We start from the raw sequence: 20,179 nt of genomic DNA, 5'->3' as shown, positions 1-20,179 counted from the left end.
AGCGCGACCGGCGACAACCCGACGGGATTACTCCTCGTCGTCCTCATCCTCATCATCGTCTTCGTCGTCATCGTCCGCGCCATGCGAGGCGTGGCCCTGGTCGTCCCAGAGCTTGCGGTAGACGCCGTTCCCGGCGAGCAACTCGGCATGCGAGCCGCGCTCGATCGCCCTGCCGCCCGATATCACGATGATCTCGTCCATCTCGACCACCGAGGTCAGGCGGTGCGTCGACCAGATCATGGTGCGGCCCTTGGCGACCTTGAGCAGCGTGTGGTTGATCGCGGCCTCCGTGGTCTGGTCGAGGGCCGAGGTCGCCTCGTCGAGCAGCAGCACGGATGGATTGCGGATGATCGCGCGCGCGATCGCGATGCGCTGGCGCTGACCGCCCGACAGCGTGTCGCCGCGTTCGCCGACCGGCGTGTCGTATCTGTGCGGCAGGCTCATGATGTAGCGGTGGATCTCGGCCTTCTTCGCAGCGTCCTCGACCTCCGCGTCGGTCGCCCCCTCCTTGCCGAGCCGGATGTTCTCGCGGATCGACATGTTGAAGAGCATGTTCTCCTGGAACACGATCGCCATATTCGCCCGCAGCGATTCCCGCGTCACCTTGCGGATGTCGACGCCGTCGATGGCGACGCGGCCTTCGTCCGGCACGTAGAGACGCAGAATCAGGTTCAGCAAGGTGCTCTTGCCGGAGCCGCTGGGGCCGACGATCGCGACGCTCTTGCCGGCCTTGAGCTTGAGGCTGAGATTGTCGAGCACCGGCGTCGACGCGCCCTCGTATTTGAACGTGACGTGGTCGAAGGTGATGTCGTTGGTGATGCGCGGCAGATCCGGTGCGCCGGGGCGGTCGGCACCGCGGGTCGGCTCGTCGAGCAGTTCCTGGATGTGCTGCACCGCCGCCGCCGACTGGATCGACATCGGAATGAAATGCATGAGATGAGCGATGTTGTACGACACCTCCCAGAACGCGCTCTCGAAGGTCACGAAGGTACCGACGGTGATCTGCCCCTTGGTCGCCAGGTAGGCGCCGATCGCCAGCACCACGAGGTGCAACAGCAGTACCGCGATGGTGACGGTGCGCTCCACCATGGTCGACAGGAACATGGCGGAGGCCGCCTTCGCCCTGACGTCGCGGTTGCGCAGGGTGAACCAGCCGAGCGCTCGGCGCTGCAGGTTGAACGCCTTCACCACCGCCTGCGCTGCCACGTTCTCCTGCACCGTCCCCAGCAGCGCCGCCTCGTTCAGCTTCTGCTCGTAGTTCGCCTGCACCGCCTTCGGTGTCAGGATGCGCGGGCCGATCAGCGTGATCGGAAATATCAGCAGTGCGACCGCAGCGAGCTGCCAGCTGAGGAACAGCATCAGGATGATGCCAGCGAACAATTCGAAGAACGGCAGCGCCGCGCTGTTGGCAAAGTTCTTGATCGAGCCTTCGAACGCCGAGAGGTCGATCGAGAAACGCGACAATATCTCGCCGCGCTTGGTGCGCGCGAAATAGGCAGACGGCAGGTTCTGGACATGCTCGAACAGCCGCGTCCGCACGTCGGCAATGATGCCGGCGGCGAGCCGCGCGTCCCAGCGCTCGTACCACACCGCGATGATCGAGGTGACGATGCCCGCGACGGCAAGCACGCCCAGGATTTTGTAAAGGGCTCCGAAATCCTCCTCGCCGAGCGCGTCGTCGATCAGGAATTTCAGGCTCAGCGGCATGATGACGTTGAACAACGTCTCGACCAGCACGCCGATGGTCACGAAGGCGAACGGCCTCTTGTAGCCAGCCAGGATTGGCTTGACGAAGCCGAAGATCGTGGAGAGCGCGCCGGCGGCTTCCTTGGCGGTGAAGACGGCCAGATCCTCGTCGTCATCATCATCGTCGAGATCGAGCTCGTCCTCCTCGTCGTCATCGTCCTGTAGCGGCGCGGCAGCCGGCTTCGGCGAGACGGCCGGCGTAGGCGCGCCCGGGAGCTTCTTCTTCAGCTCGGGATCGTCGGGATCGAGCAGTTTCGGAGTGTCGGATGCGGGAGACTTGGGCGCCATGAAACCAACCGATGCTCCACGGCCGGCATGACCGCAAATCGAAATTGCAGCGGCAAGCACTGCGGCGGCGATCCTATGCGATCAGGACCAGTTCGGCAAAGCGTTTGGGACAACCAACCCGTGGCGCGGCGGCCCCATGGATTCGGCCGGACCGCTGCTGCTTGACGGATTGTTGACGCGAGATGCCTGCCTCGCGCCCCTCCCCGTTAATCGTCCTCGTCGGCATCGACCTTGTCGAAGAAGGAATAGCGCAGGCTGTCGGCGTCGGCGTACCACTGCCCCGGTCCCTTGTTGGCTGCAAGCGTCAGCGCCCACAACGCATCGGTGCAGTCGTGGCGGTGCATCGACAGGTCGAACCCGTTGCTGAAGAACAGCTCCGACCATTCCCACCAGGTGCCGAGCTTCTTCACCCCCCGCAACAGGTCGTAGCGGTCGATCACCGCCGGCGCCATGTCCGAGGTCACCGAGCCGAACACAAGGCCGGTCTTGACCACACGGTTGAGCTCGCGCACGGCGCGCGGCACCTGCTTTTCGCCGAGATGGCACAGGCTGGTCTCGAACACGAAATCGAACTCGTTGTCCTTGAACGGCATGTCGGCGATCGAGCCGAGCTTGTTGTACTTCGTCAGCGCCTTCGGCGTCTTGCCGTGGATGTAGCGGTTGTTCTCGATACCCCAGGCGTCGATGCCGCGTTCGCGCAGCGCGCCCACCAGCTCGCCGCTGGCGGAGCCCGCGATCAGCAGCTTGTGGTCCTTCGCCCGGCCCCACACCGTCTTGATCAGGTCCGTCAGATAGTCCGGATCGCTGAACTGACGCCAGGCTTCGCTGTACGGACCGGCGCCGCGGTAGTTGTCGAAGTAGCTGCGGTCGATCTTGTCGGAGAACGTCGGATCCGCCTGCGCGCGGGCGCGGCGCAGCCGCATCATCTCGGTAACGATGATGTCGGTCGCGGCGTCCGAAGAGTCGAGCAACCCGTTCAACGTCGAATCGAACAGATAATCGCCGACCACCACGATGCCCGGATGCTCCTTCGGCTCGGGGCGGTGGTTGGTCATGATATCGCGCACCGGCAGGCCGCCGGGCAGCGCGTTGACCGACGACAGCCAGCGGTGGATCTTGCCTTCCAGGAAATGCTCGCGCGCGTTGCCGAGCGAGGCCGGCAGCGACTTCAGCGCGGCGTCGATCAGCTCCTGGTCGCTGAGATTGGCGAAGGCGAGCGCGTCGGAGCCGGCGATCAGCCAGTTCAGCACGCCGTGCTTGCCGACGTCGTGGCGCGCGCCCTCATTGTAGACGCAGCAGCCGCCGAACGCCTCCGACATGAACCAGGCGCCCGGGATCTTCTCGCCCCAGAACGGCTCGTCGAACAGGATCGAGACGCGCAGATAGTGCGCGGGACGGTCGAAATAGGCGACGTGCTTGACCATCGACCGGCGCAGGGCCTCGCCGTCCCAGCGCATGGTCGCAAGCCAGGAATGCGGCAGACAGACCAGCACGAGGTCGAAGTCACGCGTCTCCGGTCCCTTGCCGTTCATCATGTTGAGCTGATAGCGGCCGTTTGCGGTCTTGCCGACCTTGAGAACGCGATGGTTGAGCTGGATGTCGGCATCGACTTCCGAGCGCAGGCAGTCGATCAATTGCTCATTGCCGTTCTGGATCGAGTAAAGGCCGATATAGCCGTCGACGTCCATCACGTAGTTCTTCAGCGCGTTGAGGCCGTTGGTGTTGTGGCTCTCTGTCGCGATGTCGGAGCGCGCCATCACCTTGAAGAAGCGCTTGGCGGTCTCGTCCTCGACCTCCTCGTCGAGCACCTGCTCGGCGGTCTTGTAGGCCCATGGGTGTTCGTTGTCGTGGGCGCCGATGCCCTCGTAATATTCGATCGGCGACACCAGGTCGGCGCAGCGCTTGCGGAACGCCTCGATCGCGGCCGCGGTCTGCGGGCCGTATTTGCGCCGCATGCCGGAGACGTCGGCGAGCAGCTCGCCGTCGAGCTGAACCTGCTCGGCGTCCATCGGAATCGTCTGCAGTCCGAAATGCTGGATCAGCTCGCGGAGCGGATCCGGCCCCGTCATCGAGTAATCGTAGATTTCGGCAACGCCGGCCTCGTACATCGCGGGCGCGGACTCGAATTTGCGCGTGAGAATCTTGCCGCCGAGTCGGTTCGACGCCTCGAAGATCGTGACGCGGCAGAGGTCGCCGAGCTTACGCTTCAAGTACCAGGCGCTCATCAGCCCCCCGGGGCCGCCGCCAACGATAGCCAAGTCAAGCATGTGAATTCCGTGGTCTCCGGAAACTGCAAAGCAGCCGGCCTAAGTCAGCCTAGCAAAAGCGCTTTTTTGCCTGAAGGAAAGATGAACAAAGTGCGTCCCAGCACCGCAACACCAAAAGAAAGCAGCAAAAAGGCCGGCGCGAAGCCGGCCTTCTCGTTGGCTACCGTAGTTCTGCGGGGCCCTATTCGGCGGGCGGCAGCGCCAGCGGCTCCGCTTCCGGAGCCGTCGGCACGATCGCCGCCTGCTTCTCGCGCTCGTCGAGAATCAGCTTGTCGCGCTTCATCGCGACTTCGCGGATCCGCGCCATCGAGGCGCCGGTGCCGGCCGGAATCAGGCGGCCGACAATGACGTTCTCCTTGAGGCCTTCGAGCGGGTCCACCTTGCCGTTGACGGCCGCTTCGGTGAGCACGCGCGTGGTCTCCTGGAACGACGCCGCCGAGAAGAAGGAGCGGGTCTGCAGGCTCGCCTTGGTAATGCCGAGCAGAACCGGCGTACCCGTGGCGGGCTTCTTGCCCTCCTCCTTGGCCTTGGTGTTGAGCGCGTCGAACTCGATCTTGTCGACCTGCTCGCCCGAGATCATGTCGGTGTCGCCCTGATCGGTGATCTCCACCTTCTGCAACATCTGACGGACAATCACCTCGATGTGCTTGTCGTTGATGAGCACGCCCTGCAGCCGGTAGACCTCCTGGATCTCGTTGACCAGATAGGCAGCGAGTTCCTCGATGCCCTTGATCGCCAGGATGTCGTGCGGTGCCGGGTTGCCTTCGACAATGAAATCGCCCTTTTCGACGATATCGCCGTCCTGAAGGTGGATGTGCTTGCCCTTCGGGATCAGGTACTCGCGCGGCTCCTCGGTCTTGTCCAACGGCTCGATCGAGATGCGGCGCTTGTTCTTGTAGTCGCGGCCGAAGCGGATCGTGCCCGCGGTCTCCGCGATGATCGCCGCGTCCTTCGGCTTGCGAGCCTCGAACAGTTCCGCCACCCGCGGCAGACCGCCGGTGATGTCACGCGTCTTGGCGCTCTCGGTCGAGATGCGCGCCAGGATGTCGCCCGGCATGACCTTCGCGCCGATGTCGACCGACAGAATGGCGTCGACCGACAGCATGTAGCGGGCGTCGCCGCCGCGCGCGAGCTTCATCACCTTGCCGTCCTTGCCCTTGACCACGATGGCCGGACGCAGGTCCGAGCCGCCGCGCGCCGTGCGCCAGTCGATGACCACGCGCTTGGCGATACCGGTGGACTCGTCGAGCGTTTCCGAGATCGACTGGCCCTCGACCAGGTCCTCGAACCCGATCGTGCCCTCGACTTCGGTGAGCACCGGGCGGGTGTAGGGATCCCACTCCGCGATGCGCTGGCCGCGCTTGACCGTGTCGCCGTCGTCGACATGCATCCGCGAACCGTACTGGATACGGTGGGTCGCACGCTCGGCGCCGTCGGCATCGACGATCGCAACGACCATGTTGCGCACCATCGCGATCAAGTGGCCTTCGCTGTTGCGGGCGATCGCCTTGTTCTTGATCACGATCTTGCCGTCGAAGTTCGATTCGACGAACGACTGCTCGTTGAGCTGCGCCGCGCCGCCGATGTGGAACGTGCGCATCGTGAGCTGCGTGCCCGGCTCGCCGATCGACTGCGCCGCGATGACGCCGACGGCCTCACCGTGGTTGACCGGGGTGCCGCGGGCCAGATCGCGGCCGTAGCACTTGCCGCAGATGCCGTTGATCAGCTCGCAGGTCAGCGCCGAGCGGATCTTCACCTCCTGGATGCCGGCCTGCTGGATCGCGTCGACATGGCTCTCCTCCATCAGCGTGTCGCGCTTGACGATCACGTTGTTGGTGACGGGGTCGCGCACGTCATCGCAGGCCACGCGGCCCAGGATGCGCGAGCCGAGCGAGGCGACGACGGTGCCGGCATCGACGATGGCGCGCATCTTGATGCCGAGCGTGGTGCCGCAGTCGGCCTGCGTGATGATGCAGTCCTGTGCGACGTCGACCAGACGGCGGGTCAGGTAACCCGAGTTCGCGGTCTTCAACGCGGTGTCCGCGAGGCCCTTGCGGGCGCCGTGGGTCGAGTTGAAGTACTCGAGCACCGACAGACCTTCCTTGAAGTTGGAGATGATCGGCGTCTCGATGATTTCACCCGACGGCTTGGCCATCAGGCCGCGCATGCCGGCGAGCTGGCGCATCTGCGCCGGCGAACCACGCGCACCGGAGTGCGCCATCATGTAGATCGAGTTGATGTCGGCGTCGGCTCCGCTCGCCGTCTTCTTGGTGGCGGAGATCTCCTTCATCATCGCCTTGGCGATCTCTTCGGTCGCCTTCGACCAGGCGTCGACGACCTTGTTGTACTTCTCGCCATGGGTGATCAGGCCGTCGTTGTACTGCTGCTCGAAATCCTTCGCCAGCGTACGGGTCGAATCGACGATCTTCCACTTGCCGTGCGGCACCACCATGTCGTCCTTGCCGAACGAGATGCCGGCCTTGAACGCGTTGTAGAAGCCGAGCGCCATGATGCGGTCGCAGAAGATCACCGTCTCCTTCTGGCCGCAGTGACGATAGACCTGGTCGATGACGCCGGAGATCTCGCGCTTGGTCATCAGCTTGTTGATGATGTCGTACGAGATCTTCGGATGCTTGGGCAACAGATTGCCGAGCATGATGCGGCCCGCGGTGGTCTCGATCCAGCGCTTGGACGGCTTGCCGTCCTCGCCGAGGCTCTCCCACCGGTACTTGATCTTGGTGTGGAGGTGGATGACCTTCGAGTGCAGCGCATGCTCGAGCTCGGCCATGTCGCCGAAGATCTTGCCCTCGCCGGGCAAGCCTTCGCGCATGATCGAGACGTAGTAGAGGCCGAGCACGATGTCCTGCGACGGCACGATGATCGGCTGGCCGTTCGCGGGATGCAGGATGTTGTTGGTCGACATCATCAGGACGCGCGCTTCCAGCTGCGCTTCGAGCGACAGCGGAACGTGCACGGCCATCTGGTCGCCGTCGAAGTCGGCGTTGAAGGCGGCGCAGACCAGCGGATGCAGTTGGATCGCCTTGCCCTCGATCAGCACCGGCTCGAACGCCTGGATGCCCAGGCGATGCAGCGTCGGCGCACGGTTGAGCAGCACCGGATGCTCGCGTATCACCTCATCGAGGATATCCCAGACCTCCGGACGCTCCTTCTCGACCAGCTTCTTGGCCTGCTTCACCGTGGTGGACAGCCCCTTGGCGTCGAGCCGCGAATAGATGAACGGCTTGAACAGCTCGAGCGCCATCTTCTTCGGCAGGCCGCACTGATGCAGGCGCAGCTCGGGACCGACCACGATCACCGAACGGCCCGAATAGTCGACGCGCTTGCCGAGCAGGTTCTGGCGGAACCGACCCTGCTTGCCCTTCAGCATGTCGGCGAGCGATTTCAGCGGGCGCTTGTTGGCCCCGGTGATGACGCGGCCGCGGCGGCCGTTGTCGAACAGCGCGTCGACGGCCTCCTGCAGCATGCGCTTCTCGTTGCGGATGATGATGTCGGGCGCGCGCAGCTCCATCAGCCGCTTCAGGCGGTTGTTGCGGTTGATGACGCGGCGGTAGAGGTCGTTGAGATCCGAGGTCGCGAATCGGCCGCCATCGAGCGGCACCAGCGGACGCAGGTCCGGCGGGATCACCGGCACGACCGTCATGATCATCCATTCCGGCTTGTTGCCGGAGACGCGGAACGCTTCGACGATCTTCAGACGCTTGGCGAGCTTCTTGTGCTTGATGTCGGAATCGGTCTCCGCCATCTCGGCACGCAGCTGCGCCTCGAGCTTGTCGAGGTCGAGCCCCTTGAGCAGCTCGCGGATCGCCTCCGCGCCGATCATGGCGGTGAAGCTATCCTGGCCGTACTCGTCCTGAGCCTTCAGATACTCGTCTTCCGACAGCAGCTGACGGTCCTTCAGCGCGGTCAGACCCGGCTCGAGCACAACGTAGTATTCGAAGTAGAGGATCCGCTCGAGATCCTTCAGCGTCATGTCCAGCAGCAGGCCGATGCGCGACGGCAGCGACTTCAGGAACCAGATGTGGGCGACCGGCGCGGCCAGCTCGATGTGACCCATGCGCTCGCGACGGACGCGCGACAGCGTCACCTCGACCGAGCACTTTTCGCAGATGATGCCCTTGTACTTCATCCGCTTGTACTTGCCGCACAAGCACTCGTAGTCCTTGATTGGACCGAAGATGCGCGCGCAGAACAGGCCGTCACGCTCCGGCTTGAACGTGCGGTAGTTGATGGTCTCCGGCTTCTTGATCTCGCCGTAGGACCACGACAGAATCTTCTCCGGAGACGCGATCGAAATCCGGATCTGGTCGAAGACCTGGGCCGGCGTCGTCGGATTGAAAAGATTCATAATCTCTTGGTTCATGGTCTTCTCCTCGCGTGCCGATCGTCACCGGCAGCAAATTCGAAATTTTTATCGACCCGCGCCCCGCTCAACGTCCGAGCGGAGCGCGAAGGCCCGGCGCTTTCGCGCCGGGCATGAATCACAGCGTCACTCGGCCGCTTCCGACGTCGGCGCCGGCCCCATCTTGGAATTGTGCAGGTCGACGTTGAGGCCGAGCGAGCGCATTTCCTTGACCAGCACGTTGAACGATTCCGGAATACCGGCCTCGAAAGTGTCGTCGCCGCGCACGATCGCCTCGTACACCTTGGTACGGCCAGCGACGTCGTCCGACTTCACCGTCAGCATTTCCTGCAGCGTGTAGGCGGCGCCGTAGGCTTCGAGCGCCCAGACCTCCATTTCGCCGAAACGCTGGCCGCCGAACTGCGCCTTGCCGCCCAGCGGCTGCTGGGTGACGAGCGAGTACGGACCGATCGAACGCGCGTGGATCTTGTCGTCCACCAGGTGATGCAGCTTGAGCATGTAGATGTAGCCCATCGTCACCTTGCGATCGAACGCATCGCCGGTGCGGCCGTCATAGACGGTCGACTGGCCGGAGGCGTCGAAGCCGGCAAGCTTCAGCATCTCCTCGATGTCGGCCTCCTTGGCGCCGTCGAACACCGGGGTGGCGATCGGCACGCCGTGGCTCAGATTGCGGCCGAGCTCGAGCAGCTCGTTGTCGTTCAGCGACCTGATGGTTTCATCCTCGCCATAGATCTTCTTCAGGGTCTCGCGCAGCGGCTTGAGGTCCTGCTTGTGATAGTAGGCGTCGATGGTCTGGCCGATGCGCTTGCCGAGGCCGGCGCAGGCCCAGCCCAGATGCGTCTCCAGGATCTGGCCGACGTTCATGCGCGACGGCACGCCGAGCGGGTTCAGCACGATGTCGGCATGGGTGCCGTCCTCGAGGAACGGCATGTCCTCGATCGGAACGATCTTCGACACCACACCCTTGTTGCCGTGACGGCCCGCCATCTTGTCGCCGGGCTGAATCTTGCGCTTCACCGCGACGAAGACCTTGACCATCTTCATCACGCCGGGCGGCAACTCGTCGCCACGCTGCAGCTTCTCGACCTTGTCGAGGAAGCGCTGCTCGAGGCCCTTCTTCGACTCGTCGTACTGCTTCCGCATGGCCTCGATCTCGGCCATCAGCTTGTCGTTCGGCGAGGCGAACAGCCACCACTGCGACTTCGGATACTCGTCGAGCACCGCGCGGGTGATCTTGGTATCCTTCTTGAAGCCCTTGGGGCCGGCGATGCCCTGGCGGTTCTCCAGCAGCTCGGCGAGGCGGTTATAGACGTTGCGGTCCAGGATCGCTTGCTCGTCGTCGCGGTCCTTGGCCAGACGCTCGATCTCCTCGCGCTCGATCGCCAGCGCACGCTCGTCCTTGTCGACGCCGTGGCGGTTGAACACGCGGACTTCCACGATCGTGCCCTGCACACCGGGAGGAACACGGAGAGAAGTGTCGCGGACGTCGGAGGCCTTCTCGCCGAAGATGGCGCGGAGCAGCTTCTCTTCCGGCGTCATCGGGCTCTCGCCCTTCGGCGTGATCTTGCCGACCAGGATGTCGCCGGCGCGGACTTCCGCACCGATGTAGACGATACCGGCTTCGTCGAGGTTCTTCAGCGCTTCTTCCGAGACGTTCGGAATGTCGCGGGTGATTTCCTCAGGACCGAGCTTGGTGTCGCGGGCCATCACCTCGAACTCCTCGATGTGGATCGAGGTGAAGACGTCGTCCTTCACGATCCGCTCGGAGAGCAGGATCGAGTCTTCGAAGTTGTAGCCGTTCCACGGCATGAACGCGACCAGCACGTTGCGGCCGAGCGCGAGCTCGCCGAGATCGGTCGACGGGCCGTCGGCGATGATGTCGCCCTTCTTGACGATGTCGCCGACCTTCACCAGCGGACGCTGGTTGATGCAGGTCGACTGGTTGGAGCGCTGGTACTTCATCAGCCGGTAGATATCGACGCCCGACTTGGTCGGATCGAGATCTTCCGTGGCGCGGATGACGACGCGGGTGGCGTCGATCTGGTCGATCACGCCGGAGCGGCGCGCGGCGATCGCAGCACCCGAGTCGCGGGCCACCACGCCTTCCATGCCGGTGCCGACGAACGGCGCCTCGGCGCGAACCAGCGGCACCGCCTGGCGCTGCATGTTCGAGCCCATCAGCGCGCGGTTGGCGTCGTCGTTCTCGAGGAACGGGATCAGGGCTGCTGCGACCGAAACCAGCTGCTTCGGCGACACGTCCATGTAGTCGACCTTGTCCGGCGTGACCGGCATCACTTCGCCGGCGTGACGGCAGACCACGAGGTCTTCGGTGAAGCGGCCCTTCGGGTCGAGCGGCACGTTGGCCTGCGCGACGCGGTAGCGGCCCTCTTCCATCGCCGACAGATAGACCACCTCGTCGGTGACCCGGCCGTCCTTGATCTTACGATAGGGCGTCTCGACGAAGCCGTACTTGTTGACGCGCGCGAACGTCGCTAGCGAGTTGATCAGGCCGATGTTCGGACCTTCCGGCGTCTCGATCGGGCAGATACGGCCGTAATGCGTCGGATGCACGTCGCGGACCTCGAAGCCGGCGCGCTCGCGGGTCAGACCGCCCGGGCCAAGCGCCGACAGGCGCCGCTTGTGGGTGATCTCCGACAGCGGGTTGGTCTGGTCCATGAACTGCGAGAGTTGCGAGGAACCGAAGAACTCGCGCACCGCGGCGGCCGCTGGCTTGGCGTTGATCAGGTCCTGCGGCATCACGGTGTCGATGTCGACGCTCGACATGCGCTCCTTGATCGCGCGCTCCATGCGGAGCAGACCGATCCGGTACTGGTTCTCCATGAGTTCGCCGACCGAGCGCACACGGCGGTTGCCGAGATGGTCGATATCGTCGATCTCGCCCTTGCCGTCGCGCAGGTCGACCAGCGTCTTGATGACCGCCAGGATGTCTTCCTTGCGCAGCGTGCGGTGGGTGTCGGGCGCATCGAGCTCGAGACGCATGTTCATCTTGACGCGGCCGACCGCAGACAGGTCGTAGCGCTCTGCGTCAAAGAACAGCGACTGGAACATGGCCTGCGCCGAATCCAGCGTCGGCGGCTCGCCCGGACGCATCACGCGGTAGATGTCGAACAGCGCGTCCTCGCGCGTCATGTTCTTGTCGGCGGAGAGCGTGTTGCGGATGTAGGCGCCGACATTGACATGGTCGATGTCGAGCAGCGGCAGATCCTTGTAGCCCTGCTCGTTCAGCACCTTGAGCGACTTGTCGGTGATCTCCTCGCCGGCCTCGGCGTAGATCTCACCGGTCTTCGGGTTGACGAGATCCTCGGCGAGGTAGTTGCCGACCAGCTCCTCGTCCGACATCCGCAGCGCCTTCAGGCCCTTCTCCTGAAGCTGGCGCGCCTGGCGCACGGTCAGCTTCTTGCCGGCCTCAAGCACCACTTTGCCGGTGTCGGCGTCGATCAGGTCATTGACGGTCGAATAGCCGCGGAAGCGGTTGGCGTCGAACGGCACGCGCCATCCGTCCTTGGTCCGCTTGTAGGTGATCTTCTTGTAGAAGGTCGACAGGATCTGCTCGCCGTCGAGACCGAGCGCGTACATCAGCGAGGTCACGGGGATCTTGCGGCGGCGGTCGATGCGCGCGAACACGATGTCCTTGGCGTCGAACTCGATGTCGAGCCAGGAACCGCGATACGGAATCACGCGCGCGGCAAACAAGAGCTTGCCGGACGAATGGGTCTTGCCCTTGTCGTGATCGAAGAACACGCCCGGCGAACGGTGCATCTGCGAGACGATGACGCGCTCGGTGCCGTTGACGACGAAGGTGCCGTTCATCGTCATGAGCGGGATGTCGCCCATGTAGACGTCCTGCTCCTTGATGTCCTTCACCGACTTGGCGCCGGTTTCCTCGTCGATATCGAACACGATCAGGCGCAGCGTCACCTTGAGCGGCGCGGCAAAGGTCATGCCGCGCTGGCGGCACTCGTCGACGTCATACTTCGGCGGCTCGAACTCGTAGCGGACGAATTCAAGCATCGAGGTGCCGGAGAAATCCGAGATCGGAAACACCGAACGGAACACGGCCTGCAGCCCCTCATCCGGGCGCCCACCGGCCGGCTCTTCCACCATCAGGAACTGGTCATAGGACGCCTTCTGAACCTCGATGAGGTTCGGCATCTCCGCAACTTCCTTGATGTGACCGAAAAACTTGCGTACGCGTTTGCGACCAGTGAATGTCTGCTGCGCCATCGTGGCCTCTCATTTTCGTCGCCTTGTGGGGCGAACCTTCCGGGACACGACTGCCATCGCCCCCGGGTTGAATTTCGAATCGCTTCGAAGGAACGAAGCCCAAATTCAGGAATTAAATCCCAACCCGGACCAGCGGCCTTCAAAACGCAAAACGACGCGCGGGGCGCATGCCTGCACCCGCCCGTCAAAACCTTCCGCTTCTACGGACTGAAAAAGCCCGAAATCTGACTGTCTCCCAACGGCTTCCGCCGGGAGCCCCTGCCGCTCCCGCCGCCGACCGTGTTTTTCCGCTGCCGACCCGATATGGGTAGGCAATAATGGAGATTCGAGGGTTAAGTCTACGGATCCCCACACTTTTTTGTGTCCACCACGCCACGCGACAATCCGTCGCACGCCGTTTTGCAAGGCCCGAACACTCCCGGGCCGTGCAGTGCTCGTCCTGTCCCGCCCGCGCCGCCATGACCGGAACCCGGCCACTCGCGTCCCGTTCGGACAGACCCGGGCCCGCTTTCGCGCGCCCGGGATGTCGCCCAAATAACCAGCGGTTACTTGAGTTCGACCTTCGCGCCAGCCTTCTCGAGCTGGGCCTTGATCTTGTCGGCTTCTTCCTTGTTGACGCCTTCCTTGAGCGGCTTCGGAGCGCCTTCGACGAGGTCCTTGGCTTCCTTCAGGCCCAGGCCGGTGATGGCGCGGACTTCCTTGATGACCTCGATCTTCTTGTCGCCGGCGGCAGCCAGCACGACGGTGAAGTCAGTCTTCTCTTCAGCCGGAGCAGCGGCAGCGCCGCCAGCGGCCGGACCGGCCACCGCAACGGCGGCAGCGGCGGACACGCCCCACTTTTCTTCGAGGAGCTTGGCGAGTTCGGCCGCTTCGAGCACGGTGAGGCTCGAGAGGTCGTCGACGATTTTCTGCAAGTCAGCCATTGATGTGTTTCCTTAAACGTTTGGTTCGAACCAGGTTTGAGATTAGCGAAGGGGTCAGGCCGCTTCGCCCTTTGAGGCATGAGCCTGAATGACGCGTGCGAGCTTGGCCGCGGGCGCGTTGGACAGCTGAGCGAGCTTGGTCGCCGGCGCCTGGATGAGGCCGACAAGCTTGCCGCGCAGTTCGTCGAGCGACGGCAGTGAGGCAAGCGCCTTCACGCTGTCGACATTCAGGACGGTTTTACCCATCGAACCGCCGAGAATGACGAACTTCTCGTTCGCCTTGGCGAATTCGATGGCAACCTTTGGCGCCGCGACCGGATCGTTTGAAGTTGCGATCACGGTCGGCCCCTTCAGCAGGGAGCCGATGGCTGCGACGTCAGTGCCTTCAAGAGCAATTTTGGCGAGACGGTTCTTCGAGACCTTCACCGACGCGCCCGCCTGCTTCATCTGCTTGCGCAGGGTCTGCATCTGGGCGACGGTGAGGCCGGAATAATGAGCAACGATCGCGACGCTCGTGGTCTTGAAGACCTCGTTGAGCTGTTCGACCGCCTCTTTTTTTGCCGCTCGTTCCACAGCAAGCTCTCTCCGGTTGGCGGCCTTTCCGCGAGGACAGGACCGCCGGGTTGCACCCATCGTCCCGCCCAAAACCTGACCCGTCGGGCGTGAACCCTTCGGACATGCCGGGCAAGACGACGTTCTAGAAGCCTGCCCTCCCAGAGCCTTGCGGCCATGGGCTGTCGAGGTTCGAACCAAATCAGCGCCCAGCCGCGAGGTCGTCGCAAACTGGAATGCGAAATCCGGTCTTCACCCGTCTATGCAGGCCATGCGATTAAGCCGTTGAAAACGCGAAGTTCTCGCTGGCGCCTGCAGTCTCGGACAGGATCGAGGCAATTCGGCTCAGCCGAATGCCCCTGCTCTCGTTCCGTTCGAGCCGATGGGTCTCCTTCCTTTCGACATCCTTGCGGGCATGCGGAAAGGAATGGTCTCCTATCGTCTCAGGTTTTCGGAATGCAAGCACAGACATGCCAGCAACCGCTGGCACGCCCGGAGCGCGGTATTTAGCGAGTTTCGCCCCACTTGCCAAGAGCAAAATTCAGACCAGTTCGGATCGGCCTCCGGAACCCGGTTCCGTGATCCGGTCAGCCCGCTCAGACGCCTTTCACCCGATAGGGCAGCGGCCTGCCGGCAAAGAACGCCTCGAGATTGGCGAGCACACAGTCCTGCATCGCCACGTGCGATTCGAGGGTGTGACCGCCAAGATGCGGCGAGAGCACCACGTTGGGAAGCGCCGTCAACGCGTCGGGGGCATGCGGCTCCTCGGCGAACACGTCGAGACCGGCGCCGGCGATGGTCTGGCCGGTCAACGCCGCGACGAGCGCCGTCTCATCGATGACCGAGCCGCGCGAGATGTTGACGACAAAGCCGTCGCTGCCGAGCCGGCGCAGGATGTCGGCGTCGACGGCATGGTTGGTCTCAGGGCCGGCGCGGACCGCGACCATCAGCACGCTGCACCAATCGGCGAGCGCTTCCAGGCTCGGCAGGTACTGATAGGGCAGATCGTATCTGGTGCGGCTGAAATAGCCGACCTCGGTCTCGAAGGCGGCGACGCGGGCGGCGATCTTCCGGCCGATTTCGCCCATCCCGTAGACGCCGACCTTGCGACCGCGCATCCCGGCCTGCGGCCGCATCATCGGTGACGGCTTGCGGCCGGCCCAGTCGCCACTGCGGACATAATTGTCCGCCACCGGCAGACGGCGCACCGCAGCCAGCATCAACGTCACCGCCATGTCGGCCACGGACGCGGCGTTGGCGCCCGGGCTGTGACCGACGGCGATTCCCCGCTTCGCGGCGGCGGCCAGATCGACGCCGTCGAAACCCGTGCCGTAGCAGATGATCGCACCGAGCTTGGGCAGCAGGTCCATGGCATCACCGTCGAGCGGCGTCCCGCCGGCGGTGATCATGGCGCGGACCTCAGCGAGCTCGGCCGCCGGGAAGGCTTCGTCCGGCCGCTGGCCCGCTGTGTTGAGGAGCTCATAGCGTTCGCCGAAGCGCACCAGCTGAGCCTTGGGGAAGCGCGAGTAGATCAGGACCTTGTCGGACATTCTTGCCGCTTCTTGGAAGTAGCTTCACGCGCCAATACAAAGGGGCGGACCGGTTGCCCGATTCCGCCCCTCTTTATCGCATTGCTTGGAAAGATCTTAGCCCAGGATCGTGCCCGGCTCGACCTTCACGCCCGGGCCCATGGTGGAGGAAACCGCCACGCGCTGGATGTAGGTGCCCTTGGAACCCGCCGGCTTCGCCTTGGCGACTGCATCAGCGAGCGCCTTGACGTTCTCGACCAGCTTGTCCTCGGAGAACGAGGCCTTGCCGATACCGGCCTGGACGATGCCAGCCTTCTCGACGCGGAACTCGACCGAGCCGCCCTTGGCGCCCTTCACGGCGTTGGTGACGTCCATGGTCACGGTGCCGATCTTCGGGTTCGGCATCATGCCGCGCGGACCGAGCACCTTACCGAGGCGGCCGACCAGCGGCATCATGTCGGGAGTGGCGATGCAGCGGTCGAAATCGATCGTGCCGCCCTGCACCTTCTCGACCAGGTCTTCGGCTCCGACGACGTCGGCACCGGCGGCCTTGGCTTCCTCAGCCTTGGCGCCGCGCGCGAACACGCCGACGCGGAGCGTACGGCCGGTTCCGTTCGGCAGGTTGACCACGCCGCGGACCATCTGGTCGGCGTGGCGCGGGTCGACGCCGAGATTGATCGCGATCTCGATCGTTTCGTCGAACTTCGACTTGGCGCGCTCCTTGACCATCTTGATGGCGTCCGCGAGCGGGTAAAGCTTCTCGCGATCAATACCTTCGCGGGCCTTCTTCAAACGCTTTCCGATTGACATGGCGCCTTACCCCGCAACTTCCAGACCCATCGAACGGGCCGAGCCCTCGACCATCTTCATGGCCGCTTCGACGGTGTCGCAATTCAAGTCCTTCATCTTCTTCTCGGCGATCTCGCGCACCTGCGCCTTGGTCACCTGGCCGGCCTTGTCACGGCCCGGCGCCTTCGAGCCGGACTGGATCTTGGCAGCCTGCTTGAGGAAGTAGGACATCGGCGGCGTCTTCATCTCGAAGGTGAAGGAACGGTCCGCATAGATGGTGATGATCACGGGGATCGGGGTGTTCTTCTCTTCCTTCTGGGTCTGCGCGTTGAACGCCTTGCAGAACTCCATGATGTTGAGACCGCGCTGACCAAGCGCGGGGCCGATCGGGGGCGACGGGTTCGCCGCGCCGGCCGGGACCTGAAGCTTCAGGTATCCGGTCACTTTCTTTGCCATTTATCGCTCCTGTTGTGCCGGACGACGCCGGCGGTTTCAGGTTCCGTGGTTCGGTTGAAGGGGCTGGCGACCGCCTCCCGCCTCCCACGGCCTTTGCTGACGCGAGGCATATACCCCGCGCCCTCCGGTCAGACCACCTTTTCGACCTGACCGAATTCCAGTTCGACCGGCGTGGCGCGGCCGAAGATCGACACCGCGACCTTCACGCGCGAGCGCGCCTCGTCGATTTCTTCCACTACGCCCGAGAACGAGGCGAACGGGCCGTCGGCCACGCGCACGTTCTCGCCGATTTCAAACGACACCGACGCCTTCGGCCGTTCCACGCCCTCCTGCACCTGGTGCAGGATGCGCATGGCCTCGGCTTCCGAGATGGGCATCGGCTTGTTTTCCGCGCCGAGGAAGCCCGTCACCTTCGGAGTGTTCTTGATCAGATGAAACGCCTCGTCGGTCAGCTTCATCTTCACCAGCACATAGCCGGGGAAAAACTTGCGCTCGGCGTCGATCTTGCGGCCGCGGCGCACCTCGGTGACCTTCTCGGTCGGCACCAGCACCTGCTCGAACAGTTCTTCCAGTCCGCGCTGCTTCGCCTGCTCGCGGATCGACTCCGCGACCTTCTTCTCGAAGTTCGAGTAGGCGTGAACGATGTACCAGCGCTTGTCCATCAATTGAGTTCCAGTGCTCATCAGTGGATACCCAGTATCATGGTGACCAGGTAGCGGATGATCTGATCCGCCGCGAAAAAGAAGATCGAGGCCAGCGCCACCATCACGAACACCATTATGGTGGTGATGGTCGTCTCGCGGCGCGTCGGCCAGGTGACCTTGGCGGTCTCCGAGCGCACTTCCTGCAGGAATTTGAACGGGCTGAAAGCCATCGTAAGATCCGCGTCCGTCACCGAACGATTTGCAAAGCTTCAAGGAATCCGAACAGCCGATCTTGAGGACCCAGCCCTCGTTTGGAAGGTTGAGCCGATGAACGAGCTCGATTGTTCGGGGGAATTCAGGCCGCGCCGGATATCCGCGGTCAAAACGGGCCGGCAGCGAGTGGCGGGTATCTACTGCGGGACCGGCCAAAGGTCAAGGTCGGCGAAGCCGCACCCTCACCCCGGCCGGCTGGAGGCCGGACGGGACAGGCCCTCTCAAATCAAGGGCTTAGGCGGCGGGATTGGTACCACCTGGTCCCGCTCTCCCACGCCCCAGCCGGGCCGACGGATTACCCGGCAAAGCTCTTCTGGACCGCCTGGTCGAGCGTGGCCGCGCTGACATAGCGCTGGCGCAGCTCGCGCTTGAGCAGCTTGCCGCTCGGGTTCTTCGGCAGGCTGTCGACGAAGATGACCCGCTTCGGCACCTTGAAATGGGCCATCGCGGCGGCGCAGTGCTTGATGACTGCGTCCTCATCGAGGTTCTGTCCGGCCTTTACCACCACGATCGCCGTCACCGCCTCGATCCAGCGCGGATCGGGCAGCCCGACCACCGCGACCTCCGACACCGCCGGCAGCCGGTAGATCATCTCCTCGACCTCGCGGCTTGCGACGTTCTCGCCGCCGCTCTTGATCATGTCCTTCACGCGATCGACCACGGTGATGTAGCCGTCGGCATCGACGGTCGCGAGATCGCCGGAGTGAAACCAGCCGCCGGCGAATGCCGCCGTGGTCTTGACCGGATCGTTGTAATAGCCCGACAGCAGATGCGGCGAGCGGTGCACGATCTCGCCCACCTCGCCGACCCTGACGTCGGTCATGTCAGGATTGACCACCCGGGTCTCGACATTGATGGCGGGCTTGCCGGCCGAACCCGCCTTCGGCAATTGATCCTCCGGCGTCAGCACGGTTGCGAGCGGCGCGATCTCGGTCTGGCCGTAGAAATTCCAGAACTTCACGTTCGGCAGCCGGCGCTGCAGCTCGAGCAGGACCTCGACCGGCATGATCGAGGCGCCGTAGTAACCCTTGCCCAGCGTCGACAGATCGGTGCGATCGAACGCCGGTGAGCGCAGCATCGCGATCCAGATCGTCGGCGGCGCGAAGAATGCATTGATCTTGTGGGCTGCGATCAGCGCCAGGATATGGTCCGGCACCGGCTTGCCGGTGATCAGGCTGGTGGCGCCGAGATAGATCGCGGGCCCCAGAAAGACGTCGAGCTGCGCGCAATGATAGAGCGGCAGCGCGTGCAGGACATTGTCGTCGGTTGCCATGCCGCCATCGATGATGCAACTGACATACTGCCACATCACGGCTTCATGGGTGAGGATCGCGCCTTTCGGCAACGACTCCGTGCCGCTGGTGTAGATGATCTGCGCGGGGTCGCGGCTGTCGACCGAGGCATCGAGCGCCGAGGCATCGCCGTGCAACAGGCCGTCGAAGGTCTTGATGCCGTCAGGTACCGTCGCGGGATCCTCGCCCGGCAACCAGACCAGCGTCTCGACGGCGGAGCCCTTGGCGGCCGCGGCACGCGCGGTGTCGACAAAGTCCGGCCCGACCGCGAGCAGCTTCGCGCCGGAATTGGAGAGAATGAAATTGATCTCGTCCGGGTTCAGCATGAAGTTGATCGGCACCAGGACCGCACCGATCCGCGCCACCGCGAAGCGCAGCGCCGCGAACGCATGCGAATTGCGCGACAGTACGGCAATGCGGTCGCCCTTCCCGATGCCAAGCCCGAGCAGGCCGCGTGCCAGCCGGTTGCAGATCGCGTCCATCTCCGCAAAGGTCCAGCTCACCTCGCCGCAGATCAGCGCCGTCTTGTTTGGATAGCGCCTTGCGGACCGGCGCAAGAGATCGCCGATGCTGTGCTCGCGGGCGCGCTGGATGGCTGCCGCGATATCTCCACTCATGTCTTCCTCCCGAATGTGCTTGTTGTCGTTGTTTCTGATTTGAGCGTCCCGCCGCCCTACCGTCGGGCGGCGTCGACCGGTGCTCGCCGAGGTGCCCGGCGACCACGCCTTCCGCCCGCTGAAGGACGGCGGCTGCCCGCTCATCAAGTGAGCGAAAGTGATCATGACCGGGGTCCG

At 63.9% G+C, this 20,179-nt stretch carries 12 protein-coding genes; all 12 read right to left on the bottom strand.

The genetic code is table 11. The features are described from left to right. Nucleotides 1-27: 27 nt before the first annotated feature. The 12 genes from MTX23_RS14495 to MTX23_RS14440 all read right to left on the bottom strand — a co-directional run bounded on the left by MTX23_RS14495 (nt 28) and on the right by MTX23_RS14440 (nt 20,002). Nucleotides 28-2,034 (bottom strand): ABC transporter ATP-binding protein, encoded by a 2,007-nt coding sequence (locus tag MTX23_RS14495; RefSeq protein WP_280977344.1) that lies wholly within the window; start codon nt 2,032-2,034, stop codon nt 28-30. A 206-nt stretch (nt 2,035-2,240) separates the two neighbouring features. Beyond that, nucleotides 2,241-4,301 carry an FAD-dependent oxidoreductase gene (locus MTX23_RS14490; RefSeq protein WP_280977343.1) on the bottom strand — a complete coding sequence of 687 codons (2,061 nt, stop codon included), beginning with the start codon at nt 4,299-4,301 and terminating at the stop codon, nt 2,241-2,243. A gap of 181 nt (nt 4,302-4,482) precedes the next feature. Beyond that, on the bottom strand, nt 4,483-8,682 hold the full coding sequence (rpoC, locus tag MTX23_RS14485; RefSeq protein WP_280977341.1) for a DNA-directed RNA polymerase subunit beta': 4,200 nt from the start codon (nt 8,680-8,682) through the stop codon (nt 4,483-4,485). Nucleotides 8,683-8,808: 126 nt separating this feature from the next. Next, nucleotides 8,809-12,927, bottom strand: a complete 4,119-nt coding sequence (gene rpoB, locus MTX23_RS14480; RefSeq protein ID WP_280977340.1) for a DNA-directed RNA polymerase subunit beta — start codon at nt 12,925-12,927, stop codon at nt 8,809-8,811. Between the two features lie 545 nt (nt 12,928-13,472). After that, nucleotides 13,473-13,850: a 50S ribosomal protein L7/L12 gene (gene rplL, locus MTX23_RS14475; protein WP_016847588.1), complete on the bottom strand. Its 378-nt coding sequence runs from the start codon at nt 13,848-13,850 to the stop codon at nt 13,473-13,475. Between the two features lie 54 nt (nt 13,851-13,904). Next, a complete protein-coding gene (rplJ, locus tag MTX23_RS14470) occupies nt 13,905-14,423 on the bottom strand; it encodes a 50S ribosomal protein L10 (RefSeq protein ID WP_280977339.1) in 519 nt (172 codons plus the stop codon). Between the two features lie 575 nt (nt 14,424-14,998). After that, the gene (locus MTX23_RS14465; RefSeq protein ID WP_280977338.1) at nt 14,999-15,952 is read right to left on the bottom strand and encodes a 2-hydroxyacid dehydrogenase; all 954 of its coding nucleotides are present in this window, start codon (nt 15,950-15,952) and stop codon (nt 14,999-15,001) included. A 96-nt stretch (nt 15,953-16,048) separates the two neighbouring features. Beyond that, complete coding sequence (gene rplA / locus MTX23_RS14460; RefSeq protein WP_280977337.1) at nt 16,049-16,741, bottom strand: 50S ribosomal protein L1; 693 nt, start codon at nt 16,739-16,741, stop codon at nt 16,049-16,051. Between the two features lie 6 nt (nt 16,742-16,747). Then, nucleotides 16,748-17,176, bottom strand: a complete 429-nt coding sequence (gene rplK / locus MTX23_RS14455; RefSeq protein WP_027583240.1) for a 50S ribosomal protein L11 — start codon at nt 17,174-17,176, stop codon at nt 16,748-16,750. 128 nt (nt 17,177-17,304) lie between these two features. After that, nucleotides 17,305-17,838, bottom strand: coding sequence for a transcription termination/antitermination protein NusG (gene nusG, locus MTX23_RS14450; protein WP_016840553.1), 534 nt, complete (start codon nt 17,836-17,838; stop codon nt 17,305-17,307). A 20-nt stretch (nt 17,839-17,858) separates the two neighbouring features. Beyond that, complete coding sequence (gene secE, locus MTX23_RS14445; protein WP_280977336.1) at nt 17,859-18,050, bottom strand: preprotein translocase subunit SecE; 192 nt, start codon at nt 18,048-18,050, stop codon at nt 17,859-17,861. Nucleotides 18,051-18,388: 338 nt separating this feature from the next. Next, nucleotides 18,389-20,002, bottom strand: a complete 1,614-nt coding sequence (locus MTX23_RS14440; RefSeq protein WP_280977335.1) for an acyl-CoA synthetase — start codon at nt 20,000-20,002, stop codon at nt 18,389-18,391. Nucleotides 20,003-20,179 lie beyond the last annotated feature (177 nt).

Origin of the sequence: Bradyrhizobium sp. ISRA436, from assembly GCF_029910015.1 — a bacterium.
Lineage (GTDB): Bacteria > Pseudomonadota > Alphaproteobacteria > Rhizobiales > Xanthobacteraceae > Bradyrhizobium.
The sequence above is the reverse complement of the archived record's forward strand: the minus strand, read 5'-3'. Positions and strand labels throughout refer to the sequence as shown.

Bases quoted from the DNA above. Each gene is read 5' to 3' on its own strand.
- nusG (WP_016840553.1), bottom strand. From the start codon at position 17,838: ATGGACAAGCGCTGGTACATCGTTCACGCCTACTCGAACTTCGAGAAG.
- MTX23_RS14465 (WP_280977338.1), bottom strand. From the start codon at position 15,952: ATGTCCGACAAGGTCCTGATCTACTCGCGCTTCCCCAAGGCTCAGCTG.
- rpoB (WP_280977340.1), bottom strand. From the start codon at position 12,927: ATGGCGCAGCAGACATTCACTGGTCGCAAACGCGTACGCAAGTTTTTC.
- rplL (WP_016847588.1), bottom strand. From the start codon at position 13,850: ATGGCTGACTTGCAGAAAATCGTCGACGACCTCTCGAGCCTCACCGTG.
- secE (WP_280977336.1), bottom strand. From the start codon at position 18,050: ATGGCTTTCAGCCCGTTCAAATTCCTGCAGGAAGTGCGCTCGGAGACC.
- rplK (WP_027583240.1), bottom strand. From the start codon at position 17,176: ATGGCAAAGAAAGTGACCGGATACCTGAAGCTTCAGGTCCCGGCCGGC.
- MTX23_RS14495 (WP_280977344.1), bottom strand. From the start codon at position 2,034: ATGGCGCCCAAGTCTCCCGCATCCGACACTCCGAAACTGCTCGATCCC.
- rpoC (WP_280977341.1), bottom strand. From the start codon at position 8,682: ATGAACCAAGAGATTATGAATCTTTTCAATCCGACGACGCCGGCCCAG.
- MTX23_RS14440 (WP_280977335.1), bottom strand. From the start codon at position 20,002: ATGAGTGGAGATATCGCGGCAGCCATCCAGCGCGCCCGCGAGCACAGC.
- MTX23_RS14490 (WP_280977343.1), bottom strand. From the start codon at position 4,301: ATGCTTGACTTGGCTATCGTTGGCGGCGGCCCCGGGGGGCTGATGAGC.
- rplA (WP_280977337.1), bottom strand. From the start codon at position 16,741: ATGTCAATCGGAAAGCGTTTGAAGAAGGCCCGCGAAGGTATTGATCGC.